The 17,426-nt window shown below is 58.6% G+C and carries 13 protein-coding genes; 6 read left to right on the top strand and 7 right to left on the bottom strand.

Translation table 11 applies throughout. The features are described 5' to 3' along the window. The first annotated feature begins 248 nt into the window (after positions 1–248). Entirely contained in the window at positions 249–2,009 is a 1,761-nt protein-coding gene (locus CX511_RS00490; RefSeq protein WP_045186254.1) for a cation:proton antiporter, read from the top strand. A 143-nt stretch (positions 2,010–2,152) separates the two neighbouring features. Here the strand turns inward: CX511_RS00490 and CX511_RS00485 are convergent, their stop codons facing one another. From CX511_RS00485 to uvrD, 3 genes are all read right to left on the bottom strand, one after another. Next, complete coding sequence (locus CX511_RS00485; RefSeq protein ID WP_045186253.1) at positions 2,153–2,560, bottom strand: SMI1/KNR4 family protein; 408 nt, start codon at positions 2,558–2,560, stop codon at positions 2,153–2,155. Positions 2,561–2,672: 112 nt separating this feature from the next. Next, on the bottom strand, positions 2,673–3,527 hold the full coding sequence (locus CX511_RS00480) for a Tim44 domain-containing protein (protein WP_045186251.1): 855 nt from the start codon (positions 3,525–3,527) through the stop codon (positions 2,673–2,675). Positions 3,528–3,684: 157 nt separating this feature from the next. Continuing rightward, positions 3,685–5,868, bottom strand: coding sequence for a DNA helicase II (gene uvrD, locus CX511_RS00475; RefSeq protein ID WP_101293861.1), 2,184 nt, complete (start codon positions 5,866–5,868; stop codon positions 3,685–3,687). 224 nt (positions 5,869–6,092) lie between these two features. Here uvrD and CX511_RS00470 point away from each other — a divergent pair, with 224 nt between their 5' ends. Beyond that, positions 6,093–8,909: a putative bifunctional diguanylate cyclase/phosphodiesterase gene (locus tag CX511_RS00470; RefSeq protein WP_045186247.1), complete on the top strand. Its 2,817-nt coding sequence runs from the start codon at positions 6,093–6,095 to the stop codon at positions 8,907–8,909. 29 nt (positions 8,910–8,938) lie between these two features. On the opposite strand, the gene CX511_RS00465 is transcribed toward CX511_RS00470, so the two are convergent. Together CX511_RS00465 and zwf are read right to left on the bottom strand one after the other, a co-directional pair. After that, positions 8,939–9,262 carry a hypothetical protein gene (locus CX511_RS00465; RefSeq protein ID WP_045186246.1) on the bottom strand — a complete coding sequence of 108 codons (324 nt, stop codon included), beginning with the start codon at positions 9,260–9,262 and terminating at the stop codon, positions 8,939–8,941. A gap of 85 nt (positions 9,263–9,347) precedes the next feature. Then, entirely contained in the window at positions 9,348–10,790 is a 1,443-nt protein-coding gene (zwf, locus tag CX511_RS00460) for a glucose-6-phosphate dehydrogenase (RefSeq protein WP_101293880.1), read from the bottom strand. Between the two features lie 104 nt (positions 10,791–10,894). Between zwf and hexR the strand changes: the two genes are divergently transcribed. Continuing rightward, positions 10,895–11,761 (top strand): transcriptional regulator HexR, encoded by an 867-nt coding sequence (gene hexR / locus CX511_RS00455; protein ID WP_045186245.1) that lies wholly within the window; start codon positions 10,895–10,897, stop codon positions 11,759–11,761. Between the two features lie 103 nt (positions 11,762–11,864). Continuing rightward, complete coding sequence (locus CX511_RS00450) at positions 11,865–12,083, top strand: PA3496 family putative envelope integrity protein (RefSeq protein WP_082071375.1); 219 nt, start codon at positions 11,865–11,867, stop codon at positions 12,081–12,083. On the opposite strand, the gene CX511_RS00445 is transcribed toward CX511_RS00450, so the two are convergent. Next, positions 12,025–12,972, bottom strand: coding sequence for a LysR family transcriptional regulator (locus tag CX511_RS00445; RefSeq protein WP_177327803.1), 948 nt, complete (start codon positions 12,970–12,972; stop codon positions 12,025–12,027). The two genes, CX511_RS00450 and CX511_RS00445, sit on opposite strands and share 59 nt — an antisense overlap. Positions 12,973–13,175: 203 nt before the next feature. On the opposite strand from CX511_RS00445, the gene CX511_RS00440 reads away from it, so the two are divergent. Both CX511_RS00440 and oadA read left to right on the top strand, forming a co-directional pair. Further along, on the top strand, positions 13,176–14,591 hold the full coding sequence (locus CX511_RS00440) for an acetyl-CoA carboxylase biotin carboxylase subunit (RefSeq protein WP_045186243.1): 1,416 nt from the start codon (positions 13,176–13,178) through the stop codon (positions 14,589–14,591). An 11-nt stretch (positions 14,592–14,602) separates the two neighbouring features. Further along, complete coding sequence (oadA, locus tag CX511_RS00435) at positions 14,603–16,411, top strand: sodium-extruding oxaloacetate decarboxylase subunit alpha (protein ID WP_045186242.1); 1,809 nt, start codon at positions 14,603–14,605, stop codon at positions 16,409–16,411. Positions 16,412–16,738: 327 nt separating this feature from the next. Here the strand turns inward: oadA and CX511_RS00425 are convergent, their stop codons facing one another. Then, the gene (locus CX511_RS00425; RefSeq protein ID WP_045186240.1) at positions 16,739–17,413 is read right to left on the bottom strand and encodes a GNAT family N-acetyltransferase; all 675 of its coding nucleotides are present in this window, start codon (positions 17,411–17,413) and stop codon (positions 16,739–16,741) included. Between the last annotated feature and the right edge of the window lie 13 nt (positions 17,414–17,426).

Raw genomic sequence — 17,426 nt, 5'->3', positions numbered from 1 at the left:
CCCATCTAAAGACGGGACGCTGACAGCGGCCTTGCCGTCACGCTGTTTGTGCCATTTACGGCGTTGATTTGGTCGATCTGTTTCCACTTATTGCATCGGCTTTTCGCGACAGGCGGCGGTGTTAACCTGAGGAGACCCATGCAAGGTGGGCTCTTACATTAAAAACACTATGTACCCGCAACTCAATCAGTCAATTCCGGGGGTGAGTGGCGGTTTGTCTTTCGTCATAAGGTAAGGAGTGCCACGCCGTGCATGCCATCAGCTTTATCCAGGACTTGGCAGTGATCATGCTGGTCGCCGGTGTGGTCACCATCCTTTTCCACCGGTTCAAGCAGCCGGTGGTACTGGGTTACATTGTCGCCGGCTTTATTATCGGCCCGCACACCCCACCATTTGGCTTGATTCACGACGAAGTCACGATTAAGACGCTCGCTGAGCTGGGGGTGATCTTCCTGATGTTCTGCTTGGGCCTGGAGTTCAGCCTGCGCAAGCTGTTCAAGGTGGGGGCCACTGCGTTTATCGCAGCGTTCCTGGAAATCGTGCTGATGATCTGGATCGGCTTCGAGATCGGCCGCTGGTTCGGGTGGAGCACCATGGATTCGCTGTTCCTCGGTGCGATTCTGGCAATTTCCTCTACCACCATCATTGTCAAAGCGCTCAATGACCTGAAGATGAAGAATGAGCGCTTTGCTCAGCTGATCTTCGGCGTACTGATCGTCGAGGATATTCTTGGCATCGGTATCATCGCCTTGCTCTCAGGGATCGCTGTCAGTGGCTCGGTAAGCTCCGGTGAGGTGTTCTCCACGGTCGGTAAGCTGTCATTGTTCATGATTGTGGCGTTGGTCATCGGTATTCTGCTGGTGCCGCGCCTGCTGGCTTATGTAGCCCGTTTCGAAAGCAACGAGATGCTGCTGATCACGGTGTTGGGGTTGTGTTTCGGCTTCTGTCTGTTGGTGGTCAAACTCGAGTACAGCATGGTGCTCGGCGCCTTCCTGATTGGCGCAATCATGGCCGAATCTCGACAACTGGTGAAAATCGAGCGCCTTATCGAACCGGTTCGCGACCTGTTCAGTGCGATTTTTTTCGTTGCCATCGGCATGATGATCGACCCTATGGTGTTGGTCGAGTACGCCTGGCCGATCGTGGTGATTACGGTCGCGGTGGTGCTAGGCAAGATGCTGTCCTGCGGCATGGGGGCCTTCATCGCCGGTAATGACGGGCGTACTTCGCTGCGTGTCGGGATGGGCCTGTCTCAAATTGGCGAATTCTCGTTCATCATTGCTGCGTTGGGCATGACACTGCAGGTGACCAGCGACTTTCTCTATCCGGTCGCGGTAGCCGTGTCGGCTATTACCACCTTGCTAACGCCCTACCTGATCCGTGGCGCCGACCCCTTGTCGCTGAAGCTGGCCAAGGTCATGCCGCGGCGCCTGACGCGGGTTTTGTCGTTGTACGGAGAGTGGTTGCGCAGCATCCAGCCCCAGGGCGAGGGGGCACTGCTGGCGTCGATGATCCGCCGTATCCTGTTGCAGGTAGGGGTGAACCTGGCTTTGGTGGTGGCGATCTTTTTCAGTGGTGGTTACTTCGCTGCGCAAATTGGTGAGTATCTGGGCGAATGGATCAGTGACGTCGGCCAGCAGAAGGCGTTGATCTGGGGCGCGGCATTGCTGTTGTCGTTACCATTCCTGATCGCCGCTTATCGCAAGCTCAAGGCGCTGTCGATGCTGCTGGCGGAGATGGGGGTCAAGCCGGAAATGGCTGGGCGCCATACCCAGCGCGTGCGTCGGGTAATTGCCGAGGTGATCCCCCTGTTGTCATTGCTGGTGATCTTTCTGCTGCTGTCGGCGCTTTCGGCAAGCATTCTGCCCACCAGCGAGTTGCTGGTGCTGATCGTGGTGGTAGCGGCGGGGGTGGCGGCATTGCTCTGGCGCTGGCTTATCCGCGTGCACACGCGGATGCAGATCGCCTTGCTGGAGACGCTGGACAATCATCAGGAGAATCACCGCTAGGGTGAGGAGGAAACGCTTCCTGCGCGGACGATTCGAATGTCCGAGGGGATGGAGCGGTAACGAAATCGCCACGCACAGGAAGGCATGGCGATTCTACGAACATTAATGGCCAAGGGCCATTAATTTGTGCGGATATTTCTCATTCAGCTTTCCAGCCAGACATCTCGTGCCCAGTGCCAGACCGATTCCCAGCTTTCTTCGGTGACGAGCTCTTCTTCGCCGGACCACAGCACGACTGTGCCGTCTTCCTCGACGCAGTAGTAATCGTCGCCATCCTGGCAGATTGGGATCAGGTCCCGCGGGACGCCGGAATCCCAGGCGTTGGCCGCTACCTCTGGCAGGTAGGTGTGCGACTGCGGATCGGTGACAGTCACGGGTTCCAGGCTGCCATAGACCACATCGCTGACCGTCAGCAGGAATTCCTTGAAGACGAACGGAATGTTGATGAACAACTCTTCTTCGATTTCGACCAACTGATCTTCGTCCGGTAATTCCAGTGGCACCGGTACCGGTTCATTGGCTTCTCGGAGCTGTTCGATGACTTCTTCCACGGTTCTATCCTCTAACCTTTACGACACGCTGCGCGTTATACCCTAGTAGCCCGCTGCGCTAAAAGCAAAACCCCGGGACAAGCCCGGGGTTTTTTTGTGCAATGCCTCAAGATCAGCCGTTCTGGCGGATCCCGGCGACCAGCCAAGGCTGGTTTTCGCCCTGAGCGCGTTCCATGTTCCAGCTTTCGCTGAACACTTCGCCCTGGTCGAAGCGCGAGGTCTTGGACACACCGCTGAAGGTCAGGGTGGCGATGGTCTTGTCGGCACGATCATCAACACCGTCAAGTTGCACATCCAGGTTGTCGATGTAGGTGGACTGGAAGCCGTCACCCAGCTCAGCACGTTCCTGCTTGAGGAACTGCAGCATCTGCGGGGTGACGAACTCGGCGATCTTGTCCATTTCGTTGGCGTCCCAGTGCTGCTGCAGCGTCTGGAAGTGGTTGCGGGCAGCTGCCAGGAAGCTTTGCTCGTTGAACCAGGCCGGCGCATTGATGACCGGACGGGCAGCCGCGGCAGGTGCGGCGGAGCCACCGAAGATCGACGACTGAGCAGGTTGCTGGTGCGCTTCACGCTGGAACGGCGCGTGACCGGCGGCGGCCATTTGTGGCTGCTGCTTGCGGCGACGGGCGGCGATGAAGCGGAACACCAGGAAGGCGATCAACGCGATGATCAGGATGTCGAAGATCTGCATGCCATCGAAGCCATCGCCCATGAACATCGAGGCCAGCAGGCCACCGGCGGCGATACCGGCCAGAGGGCCGAGCCAGCGCGAGGCACCGCTGGCAGCGGCAGGTGCGCGACCTGGAGCGGTTGGCGAGGCGGCCGGTGTAGTCGGGGCAGCCTGGCGGGTCTGGTGCATAGGCGCGGCGCCCGAGCTTTTACCGCCGCCCATGCGTTTGGCGTTGGCGTCGAGGCTCATCGTCAGGCCGATGCACAACGCCAGGGCGATGCTAAGAAAACGTTGCATAGAAGGGTATTCCCGTTTTGTGGATTGCACGCGCGTCATGGTGCACAGGTTGTAGGACACATGACCAGCGCCAAGATGTTTCCATCTTTTGCCTAATTTTGACTGCTTTTGTGGGCGCCAGCCAGGCTGACGCCCACAATAGAGCAGCAAGCCCCTGCTACAGGGCTTCCAGCTTGGCGTAGCCGAGCATCAGCCATTTGCTGCCTTCGGCGAAGTTGACCTGCACCCGTGCCTGGGCGCCGGAACCTTCAAAATTGAGGATCACGCCTTCGCCGAACACCGCGTGTTGCACACGCTGGCCAAGGTTGAAGGCGGTCTGCGGAATATTCGCGTTGGCGAACAGGCTGCTGGTGTTTTGCTTCTGGCCGGAACCGAAAGGGCGGCTGACGCTGTTGGACAAGCGCACTTCCTGAATCAGTCCCGCCGGAATCTCGCGTACGAAACGGGAAACCTTGTTGTAGGTTTCGCTGCCATATAGGCGACGGGTTTCGGCGTAGGTCATGACCAGTTGCTGCATGGCCCGGGTGATACCGACATAGGCCAGACGGCGCTCTTCCGCCAGACGGCCAGGCTCTTCCAGGCTCATCTTGTGCGGGAACAGACCCTCTTCCATGCCGACCAGGAACACATGCGGGAACTCCAGGCCTTTGGCGCTGTGCAAGGTCATCAGCTGGATACTGTCTTCGTGCTCGTCAGCCTGGGCATCGCCGGCTTCCAGGGACGCATGACCGAGGAACGCGGCCAACGGTGAAAGCTCGGCGTCTTCTTCGCTGGTTTCGAAGTTGCGCGCGGCGCTGACCAGTTCCTCAAGGTTTTCTACCCGTGCCTGACCCTTTTCACCTTTTTCTTCCTGGTGATAGATGATCAGCCCGGACTGCTCGATGACCGTCTGGGTCATCAAGTGCAGCGGCATTTCCATGACCTTGGCGGCAAGGTTTTCAATCAGTTCGATAAACGCCGCCAGGGCGCTGGCAGCGCGGCCTTTGAGCGCCTTGTTGGCGATCAGCAGGCTCATCGATTCCCACATCGACACTTCGGCGTGCCGAGCGTGGTCGCGAATGGCTTCGACGGTTTTCTCGCCGATTCCGCGTGGCGGTACGTTGATAACCCGTTCTAGCGCTGCGTCGTTACCGCGACCTTCAAGCAGGCGCAGGTAAGCCATGGCGTTCTTGATCTCGGCACGCTCGAAGAAGCGTTGGCCACCGTAGATACGGTAGGGAATGCGCTCACGCAGCAAGGCTTCTTCCAGCACCCGCGATTGGGCGTTGGAGCGATAGAGGATGGCAATGTCGCTACGGGCCAGACCGGTCTTGAGCGCGCTTTCGATGGTTTCTACCACATAGCGCGCTTCATCGTGTTCGTTGAAGGCCGCGTACAGGCTCAAAGGTTCGCCATCGCCGCCATCGGTCCATAGCTCCTTGCCCAGACGATCGCTGTTGTTGGCGATCAGGGCGTTGGCAGCCTTGAGGATGCCAGCGGTGGAGCGATAGTTCTGCTCGAGGCGGATCATTTCGGCGTCGGGGAAGTCGGCGCTGTACTGGTGGATGTTCTCGATCTTGGCACCCCGCCAGCCGTAAATCGACTGGTCGTCGTCACCAACCACCATCAGGCTGTCGCCACCTTTAGCCAGCAGACGCAACCAGGCGTACTGCACGGCGTTGGTGTCCTGGAATTCGTCTACCAGCACATGACGGAAGCGCCGCTGGTAGTGCTCCAACAGGCCCGGGTGATCGCGCCACAGGTCCAGGGCACGTAGCAGCAGCTCGGAGAAATCGATGACCCCAGCGCGCTGGCAAGCGGCCTCATAGGCCTCATAGATGCTGCGCATGGTGCCCAGGTACAGATCGCCACTGGCCTGGATGTGTTGCGGGCGCAAGCCCTCGTCTTTCTGCCCGTTGATGAACCATTGCGCCTGGCGTGCTGGCCAGCGCTGTTCGTCGAGGCCCAGTTCGCGGATCACGCGCTTTACCAAGCGCTGCTGGTCATCGCTGTCGAGGATCTGGAAGTTCTGGTTCAGCCCGGCTTCTTGCCAGTGTGCTCGCAACAGACGATGGGCCAGGCCGTGGAAGGTGCCTACCCACATACCGGCAGGATTGATGCCCATCAGCTGCTCGATACGCTGGCGCATCTCGGCGGCAGCCTTGTTGGTGAAGGTCACTGACAGGATCGAGTGTGGCGAGGCCTGCTCGACCTGGATCAACCAGGCGATGCGGTGCACCAGCACTCGGGTCTTACCAGAGCCGGCACCGGCCAGGACCAACTGACGACCGACGGGGGCCGCTACGGCCTGGCGTTGGGCGTCGTTGAGGGAGTTCAACAGGAGAGAGAGATCATCGCGCATTCGACCATTTTAGGGGCGCGGGCAACCCTTGGGCAAATATACAGTAGAAAAACTTGGCAGCAGCGACCGACCGGTCACCGACCGCTAGCCCAAGGCCTGCGCGCTTGAGCGCTTTTCGTCGGAAAACCGGCTGGCAGAATAATGATCCAGAGCAGTTTGGCCCAGGCGCTGGCTTGTGTATGCTCCGTGCTCGTTTAGGGCTAACCATTACAAGAACACTGCCTATGACATCGGGTTTTAGCTCCGTCGACGTGCCACTGGGGACACGTGGGAGTATTCGTAAGCAATTCGCAACGCAGTTGGCGGTAGAGCGCACCCGTCTGCTCTATCAAGGCTCACTGCTGCCTACCTTGTTCATGCTGCTCAACGGACTGGTCTGTGCCTGGTTGCTCTGGAGCCCGGCGCGATCGCTGCTGGTCAGCGTTTGGGTGGTCTGGCTAATGGCGTTGGTTGCCTTACGAGTTATACAGGTAGCTGCCTTTGACTCGGCCATGCCTGAACGTCAGGCTCAGCCGAGCTGGTGGCGAATGTTTCTGCTGGGCTCGGCCTTCAGTGGCTTGACCTTGGCCAGTGCAGCGATCGCTCTGGTCCCTGTGGATAACTTCGTACAGCAGGCGTGGGTGTTCGGCTTGCTCGGGGCGGCGACGCTATCGGCGAGCATTGCCTATGCCGTCAGCCTGCCAGCCTTTCTCAGCTTTACCTTGCCCTGTCTGTTACCGCCGATCGCTTTTCTATTCTTCAATGGCGACCAACACCAATGGGGATGGGGCTGGCTCGGGCTGATATTACTAGGTGCATTGCTGGTGGTGGCTTGGCAGGTTAATCGCCTGATTGAGCGCGGCCTACTCAAACGCTTTCAGAATCAGGCACTGATTGAGCATCTGCAGAGCGCCCAGCAACGTAGTGAGCGGCTCAATCAGGCGTTGGCAGGCGAAGTCCAGCACCGACGTTTGATCGAGGAGCAATTGCGTGAGGCACAGGCTGGCCTGGAGTCGCGCTTGGCGCTGGCGCTAGAGGCCAGTGAATTGGGGCTGTGGGATTGGAATCTGGAGACTGATGAGATCCACCATACCCAGCTACGCGAGCTGTTTGGGCTTGATTCGGCCCAGGTACGCAGTGTGCGCAATGACCTCAAACCGCGTCTGCATCCGGACGACCTGCCGTTGCTGAAGCGGACGCTGGTCGAGCACCTCAAGGGCCGCACCGAGGACTACCGCGTCGAGTACCGTGTACGCCACAGCCTGGGCCACTGGTGCTGGATTGAAGACCGCGGTCGGGCCGTGCAGCACGGTGCTGATGGCAGGGTCCTGCGCATGCTGGGCACGCGCCGCGACATTTCCGCGCAAAAAAACCAGGAACAACAGCAACGTCTGGCGGCCACGGTATTTGAGGCGGCGAGCGAAGGCATTGCCATCCTCGACCCGGACTTCCTGCTATTGGCCGTCAACCAAGCGTATTGCGAAGTCACCGGTTATTGCCGTGAAGAATTGCTCTCGCGCAATGTGCTGGAGCTGCCTTGCAGTCGCGATGCGCGGCGCCATAGTGTGGCCATTGAGCAAGCGCTGGACCAGCAGGGCCGCTGGCAGGGCGAGCTGGTGGAAGCGCGCAAAAATGGCGAGCTATACCCGCAGTGGCTGCAACTCAATGGGGTGCGTGATGCCCGCGGCAATATCAGCCATGTTGTCGGCTTTTTCACCGACCTGTCGGCTCGCCGGGAATCGGAAGAGCGTTTGCGTTATCTGGCGCATTTTGACGAGCTGACCGGGCTGGCCAACCGCGCACTGTTCCGCCTGCGCTTACACGATGCAGGGCAGCGAGTACGGTTGAACGGTCGCAGCCTGGCGCTGCTGCACATAGACCTTGATCGCTTCAAATTGCTCAATGAAAGCCTGGGCCATGAACTGGCCGACCAATTGCTCAAGCAGATGGCCCAACGTATCGCCAACGCTGTGCCGGAAGCCGATACCGTGGCGCGTTTGTCCGGTGATGAATTCGCCGTGTTGTTCGATGGCTACACCAATCTGTCCAGCCTGGTACGGGTAACCACGCGGTTGCTGGACAAGCTGCGTGTGCCGCTGCGCCTGGAGGGTCACGAGATGGTGATCAGCGCCTCGGTGGGTATCAGCTTGCTCTCAGATGCTACTTTCGACCTGAAAGCGCTGATCAGCCAGGCGGATATGGCCAAGCAACATGCCAAGCATCTGGGTGGTAACAGCTTCCAGTTCTACACCGAAAACTTGCGGGCCAGCACTCTTGAGCGCCTGCAGTTGGAGAATCACCTGCGCAAGGCCATCGAGGAGCGGCAGTTGTTGGTCTACTACCAACCCAAGCTGTGCTTGCGCCAAGGGCGGCTGCTTGGCGCCGAAGCCTTGGTGCGCTGGCAACACCCGCAGTGGGGCATGGTGCCGCCGAGTGAGTTCATCGGTTTGGCCGAAGAGACCGGATTGATCGCTCCGATTGGCGAGTTCGTCCTGCGCCAGGCGTGTTGGCAGGCCTGCGAGTGGCAGCGCCAAGGTCTGGCGCCGATTCGTGTCTCGGTGAATCTGTCGGTGTACCAATTGCGTCAGGGAAAACTGGTCAGTCTGGTGCGCCAGGTCCTGGAGGAGAGTGGCTTGGCCCCGCAATTGTTGGAGCTGGAGCTGACCGAGAGCCAGTTGCTCGATAGTGTCGAGCACATCATTACCACGTTTGAGCAATTGCATGCGCTTGGCGTCAAACTGGCGATTGATGATTTTGGCACCGGCTATTCATCGCTCAGCTACCTCAAGCGTTTTCCGGTGGATTACGTCAAAATCGACCAGGCCTTTATCCGAGGCCTGCACGAAGGCAGTGAAGACGCCGCGATAACCCGGGCAATTATTGCCATGGCCAAGAGCCTGGACTTGAAAGTGGTTGCCGAAGGCGTGGAAACCCCGGAGCAGTTGGCCTTGTTGCGTAAGCAGGGCTGTGACGAGGTACAGGGCTACCTGATCAGTAAACCCGTGGATGCCTGTGCATTCAGCGCTCTACTGGGGCGTAGCATGACCCGCTTTTTGCAGTAGCAGGCCTTGGAGGCCTGCTACAGAACGCGTCAGTTGGTGGTGATGACTTTTTTGATGGTAGTCAGCTGCTCACCTTCATGTATCACGTTCACCCACGGGATATAGCTGTGATCGCCGGACATTTCGAAGCAGACTTCTTTATCGGTCAGCATCTGCATGAACATGCCTTCTTCTTGCTCCAGTTGAAGCTCCAGGTTCAAGCCAAAAGATTTGTCCTGGATCTTGGCCTTTACCAGTACCGGTTTGATGCCTGGGTTGGCAACGGTGATGGTGCCTCGCACCCGAAAGCTTCCACCTCCGATGCCTGGCATCAGGTCATTTTGAATACTCCAATCCTTGGTTTTAATGGTCATGTCTTGAATCCTCGATAATGGTGTGCAACTCATGTTGCAAGCCCATCCTGCTGCTATCGAGGTCTGCGAAGGAGCTGGAAACCCTTCAGCCGTGCCAGCTACTACCCTGACGTGCCAGCAGGCTATGGGCCTGCTCCGGCCCATTGGAGCCGGCAGGGTAGGGCCTGGGCGCCTGGAAGTGCTCTTCCCAGCCGTTGAGGATTGGGTCGATCCAGGCCCAGGCCGCCTCGACCTCGTCACGGCGCATGAACAGCGTAGAGTCGCCTTCGAGCACATCCAGCAGCAGCCGTTCATAGGCGTCCCAGCGCCGAGTCTGGCCGAACACCTGAGCCAGGTTCAGGTTCAGTTCCACCGGCTCCAAGCGCATGCCCTTACCTGGCGTCTTGGTCATCATTTGCAGGCTGATGCGCTCATCCGGCTGCAGCTGAATCAGTAGCTGATTCGCCTGGTCGCCTTCGAACAGGCGATGGGGTACCGGCTTAAACTGGATGACAATCTGCGATGAACGCTTGGCAAGGCGCTTACCGGTACGCAAATAGAACGGCACGCCGGCCCAGCGCCAGTTATTGATATGCGCTTCAACGGCGACGAAGGTCTCGGTATCGCTGTCGTTGTCGACATCTTTCTCGAAGTAATACGCCGGAACTTCCTGGCCGCCGATTTTGCCGGCGCTGTACTGGCCGCGCACCGTCTTGTCCTGCACATCCTGGCCGGCAATGGGTTTGAGCGCCCTGAGAATTTTCACCTTCTCGTCGCGCACCGCTTCTGCTTCGAACTGCGCGGGCGGTTCCATGGCTACCAGGCAGAGGAGTTGGAGCAGGTGGTTTTGTAGCATGTCGCGAGTAGCGCCAGCACGGTCGTAGTAGGCGCCGCGGTTTTCTACGCCGAGTGTTTCGCAGACGCTGATCTGTACATGATCAACCTGATTATTGCGCCATACCGGTTCCAGCAGGGCATTGGCGAACCGCAGTGCCATGAGATTCTGCACCGTCTCCTTACCCAGGTAGTGATCGATGCGAAACACTTGGGACTCTGCAAACACCGCGCCGATGGCTTCGTTGATTGCGGTGGCCGATTCCAGCGAGTGGCCGATCGGTTTTTCCAGGACGATGCGCGCGTCATGATCGACCAGGCCGGCAATTTTCAGGTGGTTGGCGATGGGCACAAACAGGTTTGGTGCGGTGGCCAGGTAGTAGATCCGCGTCAGTCCGCCCGCTTCGCCGAGAAAACGCGCCAGACGCACGAAGTCAGCGCTTTGTGAGGCGTCCATGGGGAAGTAGTCGAGGCGCGCGCAAAAGCGCGCCCAAACGTCGTCGTCGAAGTCAACGCGGGCAATCTGTGCCCGACAGCGGCGTTCGGCGAGCTTGAGAAATTCAGTACGTGGCAGTGCGCTGCGCGCCAGGGCAATGATGCGCACGGCGGGGTGCAGGCGAGCCTCACGATACAGATGGTAGAGCGCCGGAAGCAGTTTGTGCAGGGCCAGATCACCGGTGCCGCCGAACACCATGATGTCGCAAGGGATAGTCAATACCACCACTCTCCTAGTTCGTTTAGCTGGGCGGGTCGCCGGTCATGTAGTATAACTACAAGAAAGCTACAACCCGGTCAGTCGATCATAACCGAGTCCTGCCCTTGAATCTGTTGCAACACATCGCCCAGTCGCGCCATCTGCTACGCAAATCGGAACTGAAGGTTGCCGATCACGTGCTGCTTGATCCCGCAGCCGTCATGCACAGCTCCATGGCCGATCTTGCCCATAGCGTTGGTATCAGCGAGCCGACCATCGTGCGCTTTTGCCGAGCCATTGGTTGCTCCGGGTTCCAGGATCTCAAGCTCAAGCTGGCCCAAAGCCTGGCGGCGGGTGCCAGTTTTGGCCAGTTCGCTATTCATGAAGACGACTCGGTCGCTGACTACAGCCTGAAGATTTTCGACACCACCCTGCATACGCTGATGGAAGTGCGCGAGCACCTTGACCCTCAGGCCTTGCAGCGGGCAGTTTCGGCCATGGCCCAGGCTCAACGCGTCGAGTTTTATGGTTTTGGTGCTTCGGGTGCAGTGGCGGCTGATGCCCAGCACAAGTTCTTCCGCCTGCTGCTGACGGCAGCGGCGTACTCTGATCCGCATATGCAGGCAATGTCGGCAGTAACCCTCAAACCGGGTGATGTAGCCATCTGCATCTCGCAATCGGGGCGTTCCAAAGACCTGCTGATCACGGCCAACCTGGTTCGTGAAAGCGGCGCCACCCTGATTACCCTGTGCCCGAGCCAGACACCGCTGGCTGAGCTGTCGACGGTCAATCTGGCGATCGACGTCCACGAAGACACAGAGATCTACACTCCGCTGACTTCGCGTATCGCCCACCTGGTAGTGATTGATGTGCTCGCCATGGGTGTGGCCATGGCCCGCGGTCCGAGCCTGGTCAATCACCTCAAGAGCGTTAAACGCAGCTTGCGCAGCCTGCGTTTGTCACCCAAGTCAGTGAAGGCAATGGACGACTGAAGCGCCCTGGGAGCAGGTTTAACCCACCTGTAACCGCCGCGCCGCCAAACTGTAACCCGCACGCGCCACGCTGAACTCCCGCACTCGATCAGGGAGATATGCAATGGCTCGTGAACTCGATGGCTCGTACCAACCCAACGCAAAATCCCGCAAACAGCAGGAGAAAGATCAGCGCCGCATGGAGTTTCGCCGCGCGATCGAAAGTTACTCCGAACAGCGCCGCCTGCTCCAGGAAATAGCCGACTATCCCGAATTGCAGGCCATCAATGTGTGGCAGGTATCGGCGGCAGGTTCCCCGAAAAGCGTTCAACAAGCGCGCTGATTTGCGCACGTTCGCTACGGATGAACGCAAGAAAGGCCAAGGCCACCGGCGACTGCCGCTTGGCCTTGGCTTGCACTACACACCAACTGCGATACAACGGAAGCTCTTCAACCGGTAATTCGCAAAGCACGCCAGTGGCCAATTCCAGATTCAGCGCATGGCGGGTCAGCAGAGCGATGCCGAGGCCGGCAATCACACACTCGCGCTGGGCATCCGTGGAGGCAACTTCCAGGGTTTGGGTGAAGTGCACGCGTTTTTCCTTGAAGTACTCCTCGCATGCTTTTCGTGTCCCTGAGCCTTGTTCGCGTACTAATAACGTATGGGGCTCCAGGTCCTGCAGGCGCAGCTTTTCCAGTTTGCACAGGGGATGATCGGGGGGGGCAACGGCGACGATGGGGTTATTGAGGAAAGGTAAGAACTCCAGCCCCATGTCTTGCGGCACCATCGACATGATGATCAGGTCGTCGCGGTTGTCGGAAAGTCGCCGGATGGCCTGGGCGCGGTTGACCACGGTGAGGGTAAGATTGACCTCTGGATGCATGCGCTTGAAGGCAGCGAACAGGTGCGGCACGAAGTATTTGGCGCTGGACTCAACCGCCAGCTTCAAGTGCCCCTGCAAGGACCCCTGCATGTCGGAGAGCTGCATATCAAGGCTTTCCAGGCGGCCAAAGATGTCGCGGCTGGCACGCTGCAGGGCTTCTGCAGCTTCGGTAAGGTACAGCTTCTTGCCGACATACTCGAACAACGGCTGCCCCACCAGTTCTTCGAGCTGACGGATTTGTAGACTAACGGCGGGTTGTGTCAGGTTCATCTCCTCAGCCGCCCGGCTGTAGGAGCGTAGGTCACAGACCTCATTGAAGATTTGTAGTTGACGCAATGTCATACGCATCAATGACTTACGCATTTTGTCTCTGCCCTGGCAAAACCTTGTAACAGCACTATAAGCTTTTGCTTATGCACGCCCTAATAAATATTGATTTTTGTTTATCCAGAGACAGCGCTAGGGTAAAGATGCGACTGGCCAGCGACGATTGGTCACGCGCCGACCGGCGGTGCCGGATCGTTTGTTCTAGCGGCCTTGGGAATACTCCAGTGATAAAAAAAATCCTGATCGCCAACAGGGGTGAAATTGCAGTTCGGATCGTGCGTGCCTGCGCCGAGATGGGCATTCGCTCCGTGGCGATCTACTCCGACGCCGACCGCCATGCCTTGCACGTTAAACGTGCCGATGAGGCCCATAGCATTGGTGCTGAGCCTCTGGCCGGCTACCTCAACCCGCGCAAGCTGGTGAACCTGGCTGTGGAAACCGGTTGTGATGCCTTGCATCCCGGTTATGGCTTTCTGTCTGAGAACGCTGAACTTGCGGACATATGCGCCGAACGTGGGATCAAGTTCATTGGCCCTGCTGCTGAAGTCATTCGCCGTATGGGCGACAAGACTGAAGCTCGTCGCAGCATGATCAAGGCCGGTGTCCCGGTGACCCCTGGCACTGAAGGCAACGTTGCCGACATCCACGAAGCCCTCGAGGAAGGTGATCGCATCGGTTATCCGGTGATGCTCAAGGCCACCTCCGGTGGTGGCGGGCGTGGCATTCGTCGCTGCAATAGTCGCGAGGAGCTGGAGCAGGCATTCCCGCGGGTGATTTCCGAAGCGACCAAGGCCTTCGGTTCGGCGGAAGTGTTCCTGGAAAAATGTATCGTCAACCCGAAACATATCGAGGCGCAGATCCTCGGTGACAGCTTTGGTAACGTTGTGCACCTGTTCGAGCGTGACTGCTCGATCCAGCGCCGCAACCAGAAGCTGATCGAAATTGCCCCAAGCCCGCAGCTGACCCCTGAACAGCGCGCCTATATCGGTGATTTGTCGGTGCGCGCAGCCAAGGCCGTGGGTTACGAGAACGCCGGTACCGTGGAGTTCCTGCTCGCCGATGGCGAGGTGTACTTCATGGAGATGAACACCCGGGTGCAGGTGGAGCACACCATCACCGAGGAAATCACCGGTATCGACATTGTTCGTGAGCAGATCCGCATTGCTTCGGGCCTGCCGCTGTCGGTCAAGCAAGAAGACATCCAGCACCGCGGCTTTGCCCTGCAGTTTCGGATCAACGCTGAAGATCCAAAGAACAACTTTTTGCCCAGCTTCGGCAAGATCACCCGTTACTACGCACCCGGTGGCCCCGGCGTACGTACCGACACAGCGATCTACACCGGCTACACCATTCCGCCGTTCTATGACTCCATGTGCCTGAAACTGGTGGTCTGGGCGCTGACCTGGGAAGAAGCCATGGACCGCGGCCTGCGGGCCCTGGACGACATGCGCGTGCAAGGGGTGAAAACCACGGCCGCTTATTACCAGGAAATCCTGCGCAACCCAGAGTTCCGCAGCGGTCAGTTCAATACCAGCTTCGTTGAAAGCCATCCGGAACTGACCAACTACTCGATCAAGCGCAAACCCGAAGAGCTGGCCCTGGCCATCGCTGCCGCCATTGCCGCCCACGCAGGCCTGTGAGGAATTCCATAATGTCCAAGAAAATCTTTGTTACCGACACAATCCTGCGCGACGCCCACCAGTCCCTGCTGGCCACCCGCATGCGCACCGAAGACATGCTGCCTATTTGTGACAAGCTCGACAAAGTCGGCTACTGGTCGCTGGAAGTCTGGGGCGGTGCGACCTTCGACGCTTGCGTGCGCTTCCTCAAGGAAGACCCGTGGGAGCGCCTGCGTAAACTGCGCGCAGCCCTGCCTAACACGCGTCTGCAAATGCTTCTGCGCGGGCAAAACCTGCTCGGCTATCGCCACTACAGCGATGACGTGGTCAAGGCTTTCGTGGCCAAGGCCGCCGTCAACGGTATCGACGTGTTCCGTATCTTCGACGCCATGAACGACGTGCGTAACCTGCGCGTTGCCATTGAAGCTGTTAAGGCTGCTGGCAAGCACGCTCAGGGCACTATTGCTTACACCACCAGCCCAGTGCACACCATCGACGCTTTCGTGGCTCAAGCCAAACAGATGGAAGCCATGGGTTGCGACTCGGTGGCAATCAAAGACATGGCTGGTCTGCTGACTCCTTACGCCACCGGCGAACTGGTCAAGGCACTTAAGGCTGAACAGTCGCTGCCAGTGTTCATTCACTCGCACGATACCGCTGGCCTGGCTGCCATGTGCCAGATGAAGGCCATCGAGAATGGCGCCGATCATATCGACACCGCCATCTCCAGCTTCGCCTGGGGCACCAGCCATCCTGGTACCGAATCGATGGTTGCGGCGCTCAAGGGCAGTGAGTTTGACACTGGCCTGGATCTGGAATTGCTGCAGGAAATCGGCCTGTACTTCTACGCCGTACGCAAAAAGTATCACCAGTTCGAAAGCGAGTTCACCGCGGTCGACACCCGCGTGCAAGTAAACCAGGTCCCTGGCGGGATGATTTCCAACCTGGCCAACCAGCTCAAGGAGCAGGGCGCACTCAATCGCATGAACGAAGTGCTGGCCGAGATCCCGCGGGTCCGTGAAGACCTCGGTTTCCCGCCGCTGGTGACCCCGACTTCGCAGATCGTCGGTACCCAGGCGTTCTTCAACGTACTGGCTGGCGAGCGCTACAAGACCATCACCAACGAGGTGAAGCTGTACCTGCAGGGCGGTTACGGCAAAGCCCCGGGTGTGGTCGATGAACAACTGCGTCGCCAGGCCATCGGCAGCGAAGAGGTGATCGATGTGCGTCCGGCGGACCTGCTCAAGCCGGAAATGACCAAGTTGCGTGCTGACATCGGCAACCTGGCTAAATCGGAAGAAGACGTGCTGACCTTCGCCATGTTCCCGGACATCGGGCGCAAGTTCCTCGAGGAGCGCGAAGCCGGCACCCTGACCCCTGAAGTACTGCTGCCAATTCCGGAAGCGGGCGCCGTGGCTTCGGCCAGTGGCGAAGGCGTACCGACCGAGTTCGTGATCGACGTTCACGGCGAAACCTATCGCGTCGACATCACCGGTGTTGGCGTCAAGGCCGAAGGCAAGCGCCACTTCTACCTGTCCATCGACGGCATGCCGGAAGAAGTGGTGTTCGAGCCGCTCAACGAATTCGTCGGCGGTGGCAGCAGCAAGCGCAAGCAAGCCAGTGCACCGGGCCACGTCAGCACCACCATGCCGGGCAACATCGTTGATGTACTGGTCAAGGAAGGTGACATGGTCAAGGCCGGTCAGCCAGTGCTGATCACCGAGGCGATGAAGATGGAGACCGAAGTACAGGCGGCGATCGCCGGCAAGGTCACTGCCATCCATGTGGCCAAGGGCGACCGGGTCAACCCGGGTGAAATCCTGATAGAGATCGAGGGCTGATTTTCAGGCCCTCATCTACAAGCGGTTAACCTCTGGGGAGCATTTGCTCCCCTTTTTTTGCCCATGTACATGCATTTAAATGCAGAAATAGGGAAAATCTTCAAAAGTATGTGCATTTTAATGCATATGCAGACGGTCGGTGGCAGGACGTCATGTCCCTGAACTTCGCGCAGCCAGCAAACGGTTTTCTGAGCCCCTGCGAACTCGTACTACAAAGCACTGCAAGCGCTGGGTATCGACACCGTCGCGACTGCAGAACTAGCCCTGGAAGAGGCAGCCAAGCCGAGCTTGTGGATGAAGCGCTTTGATCGCCAGGTCAGCTGAACTTCAGGCTGAAGTGCGGCAAGCCTCCAGCGTACTGCGTTGCCCCCCTGGTCGTTGATTATCAGCACTTAGCCAGCGCTCAAACCCCGCTGCAATCGTCGGCCACTCATCATCTGTTATCGAGAACCATGCCGTGTCGCGGTTGCGGTCCTTGATCACCATGTGTTTGCGCAATACCCCTTCGAAGGTGAAGCCAAACCGCAATGCAGCCCGTTTCGAGCGGGCATTGTCGTTATTGCACTTCCACTCCAGGCGGCGGTTACCCAATTCGAATGCCCGCTTGCCGAGCAAGTACACAGCTTCAGTGCCCTTGGGCGTACGCTGCATAGCGGCACCGAAGGCGATGTGGCCGATCTCGATACGGCCTTGCTCGGGAACGATCGACATCAGACTGAGGATGCCTTGGGTCTGGCCGTTGGCCAGGTCAATGACGCTGTAGAACAACGGGTCGCTGCTGGCTGCATTGCTGTCGAGCCAGTGATCGAAGTCTTCGCGCTCAGCAAACGGGCCGTAAGCCAGGTAATCCCAGAGTTTTGGGTCGGCTTCAGGGCCTTGGAACACCTGCCAGAGGTCTTCCCGGTCTCGTCGAGGATCGAGTTTCTCCAAACGAACGAAACGTCCGACTAAGGCTGTAGGCTGGGGGCGTTTGGCCGGATGCCAGTTTAACGATGCGCTCATAAGGTGGCTCCTG

Origin of the sequence: Pseudomonas sp. S06B 330, assembly GCF_002845275.2 — a bacterium.
GTDB lineage: Bacteria > Pseudomonadota > Gammaproteobacteria > Pseudomonadales > Pseudomonadaceae > Aquipseudomonas.
The sequence above is the reverse complement of the archived record's forward strand: the minus strand, read 5'-3'. Positions and strand labels throughout refer to the sequence as shown.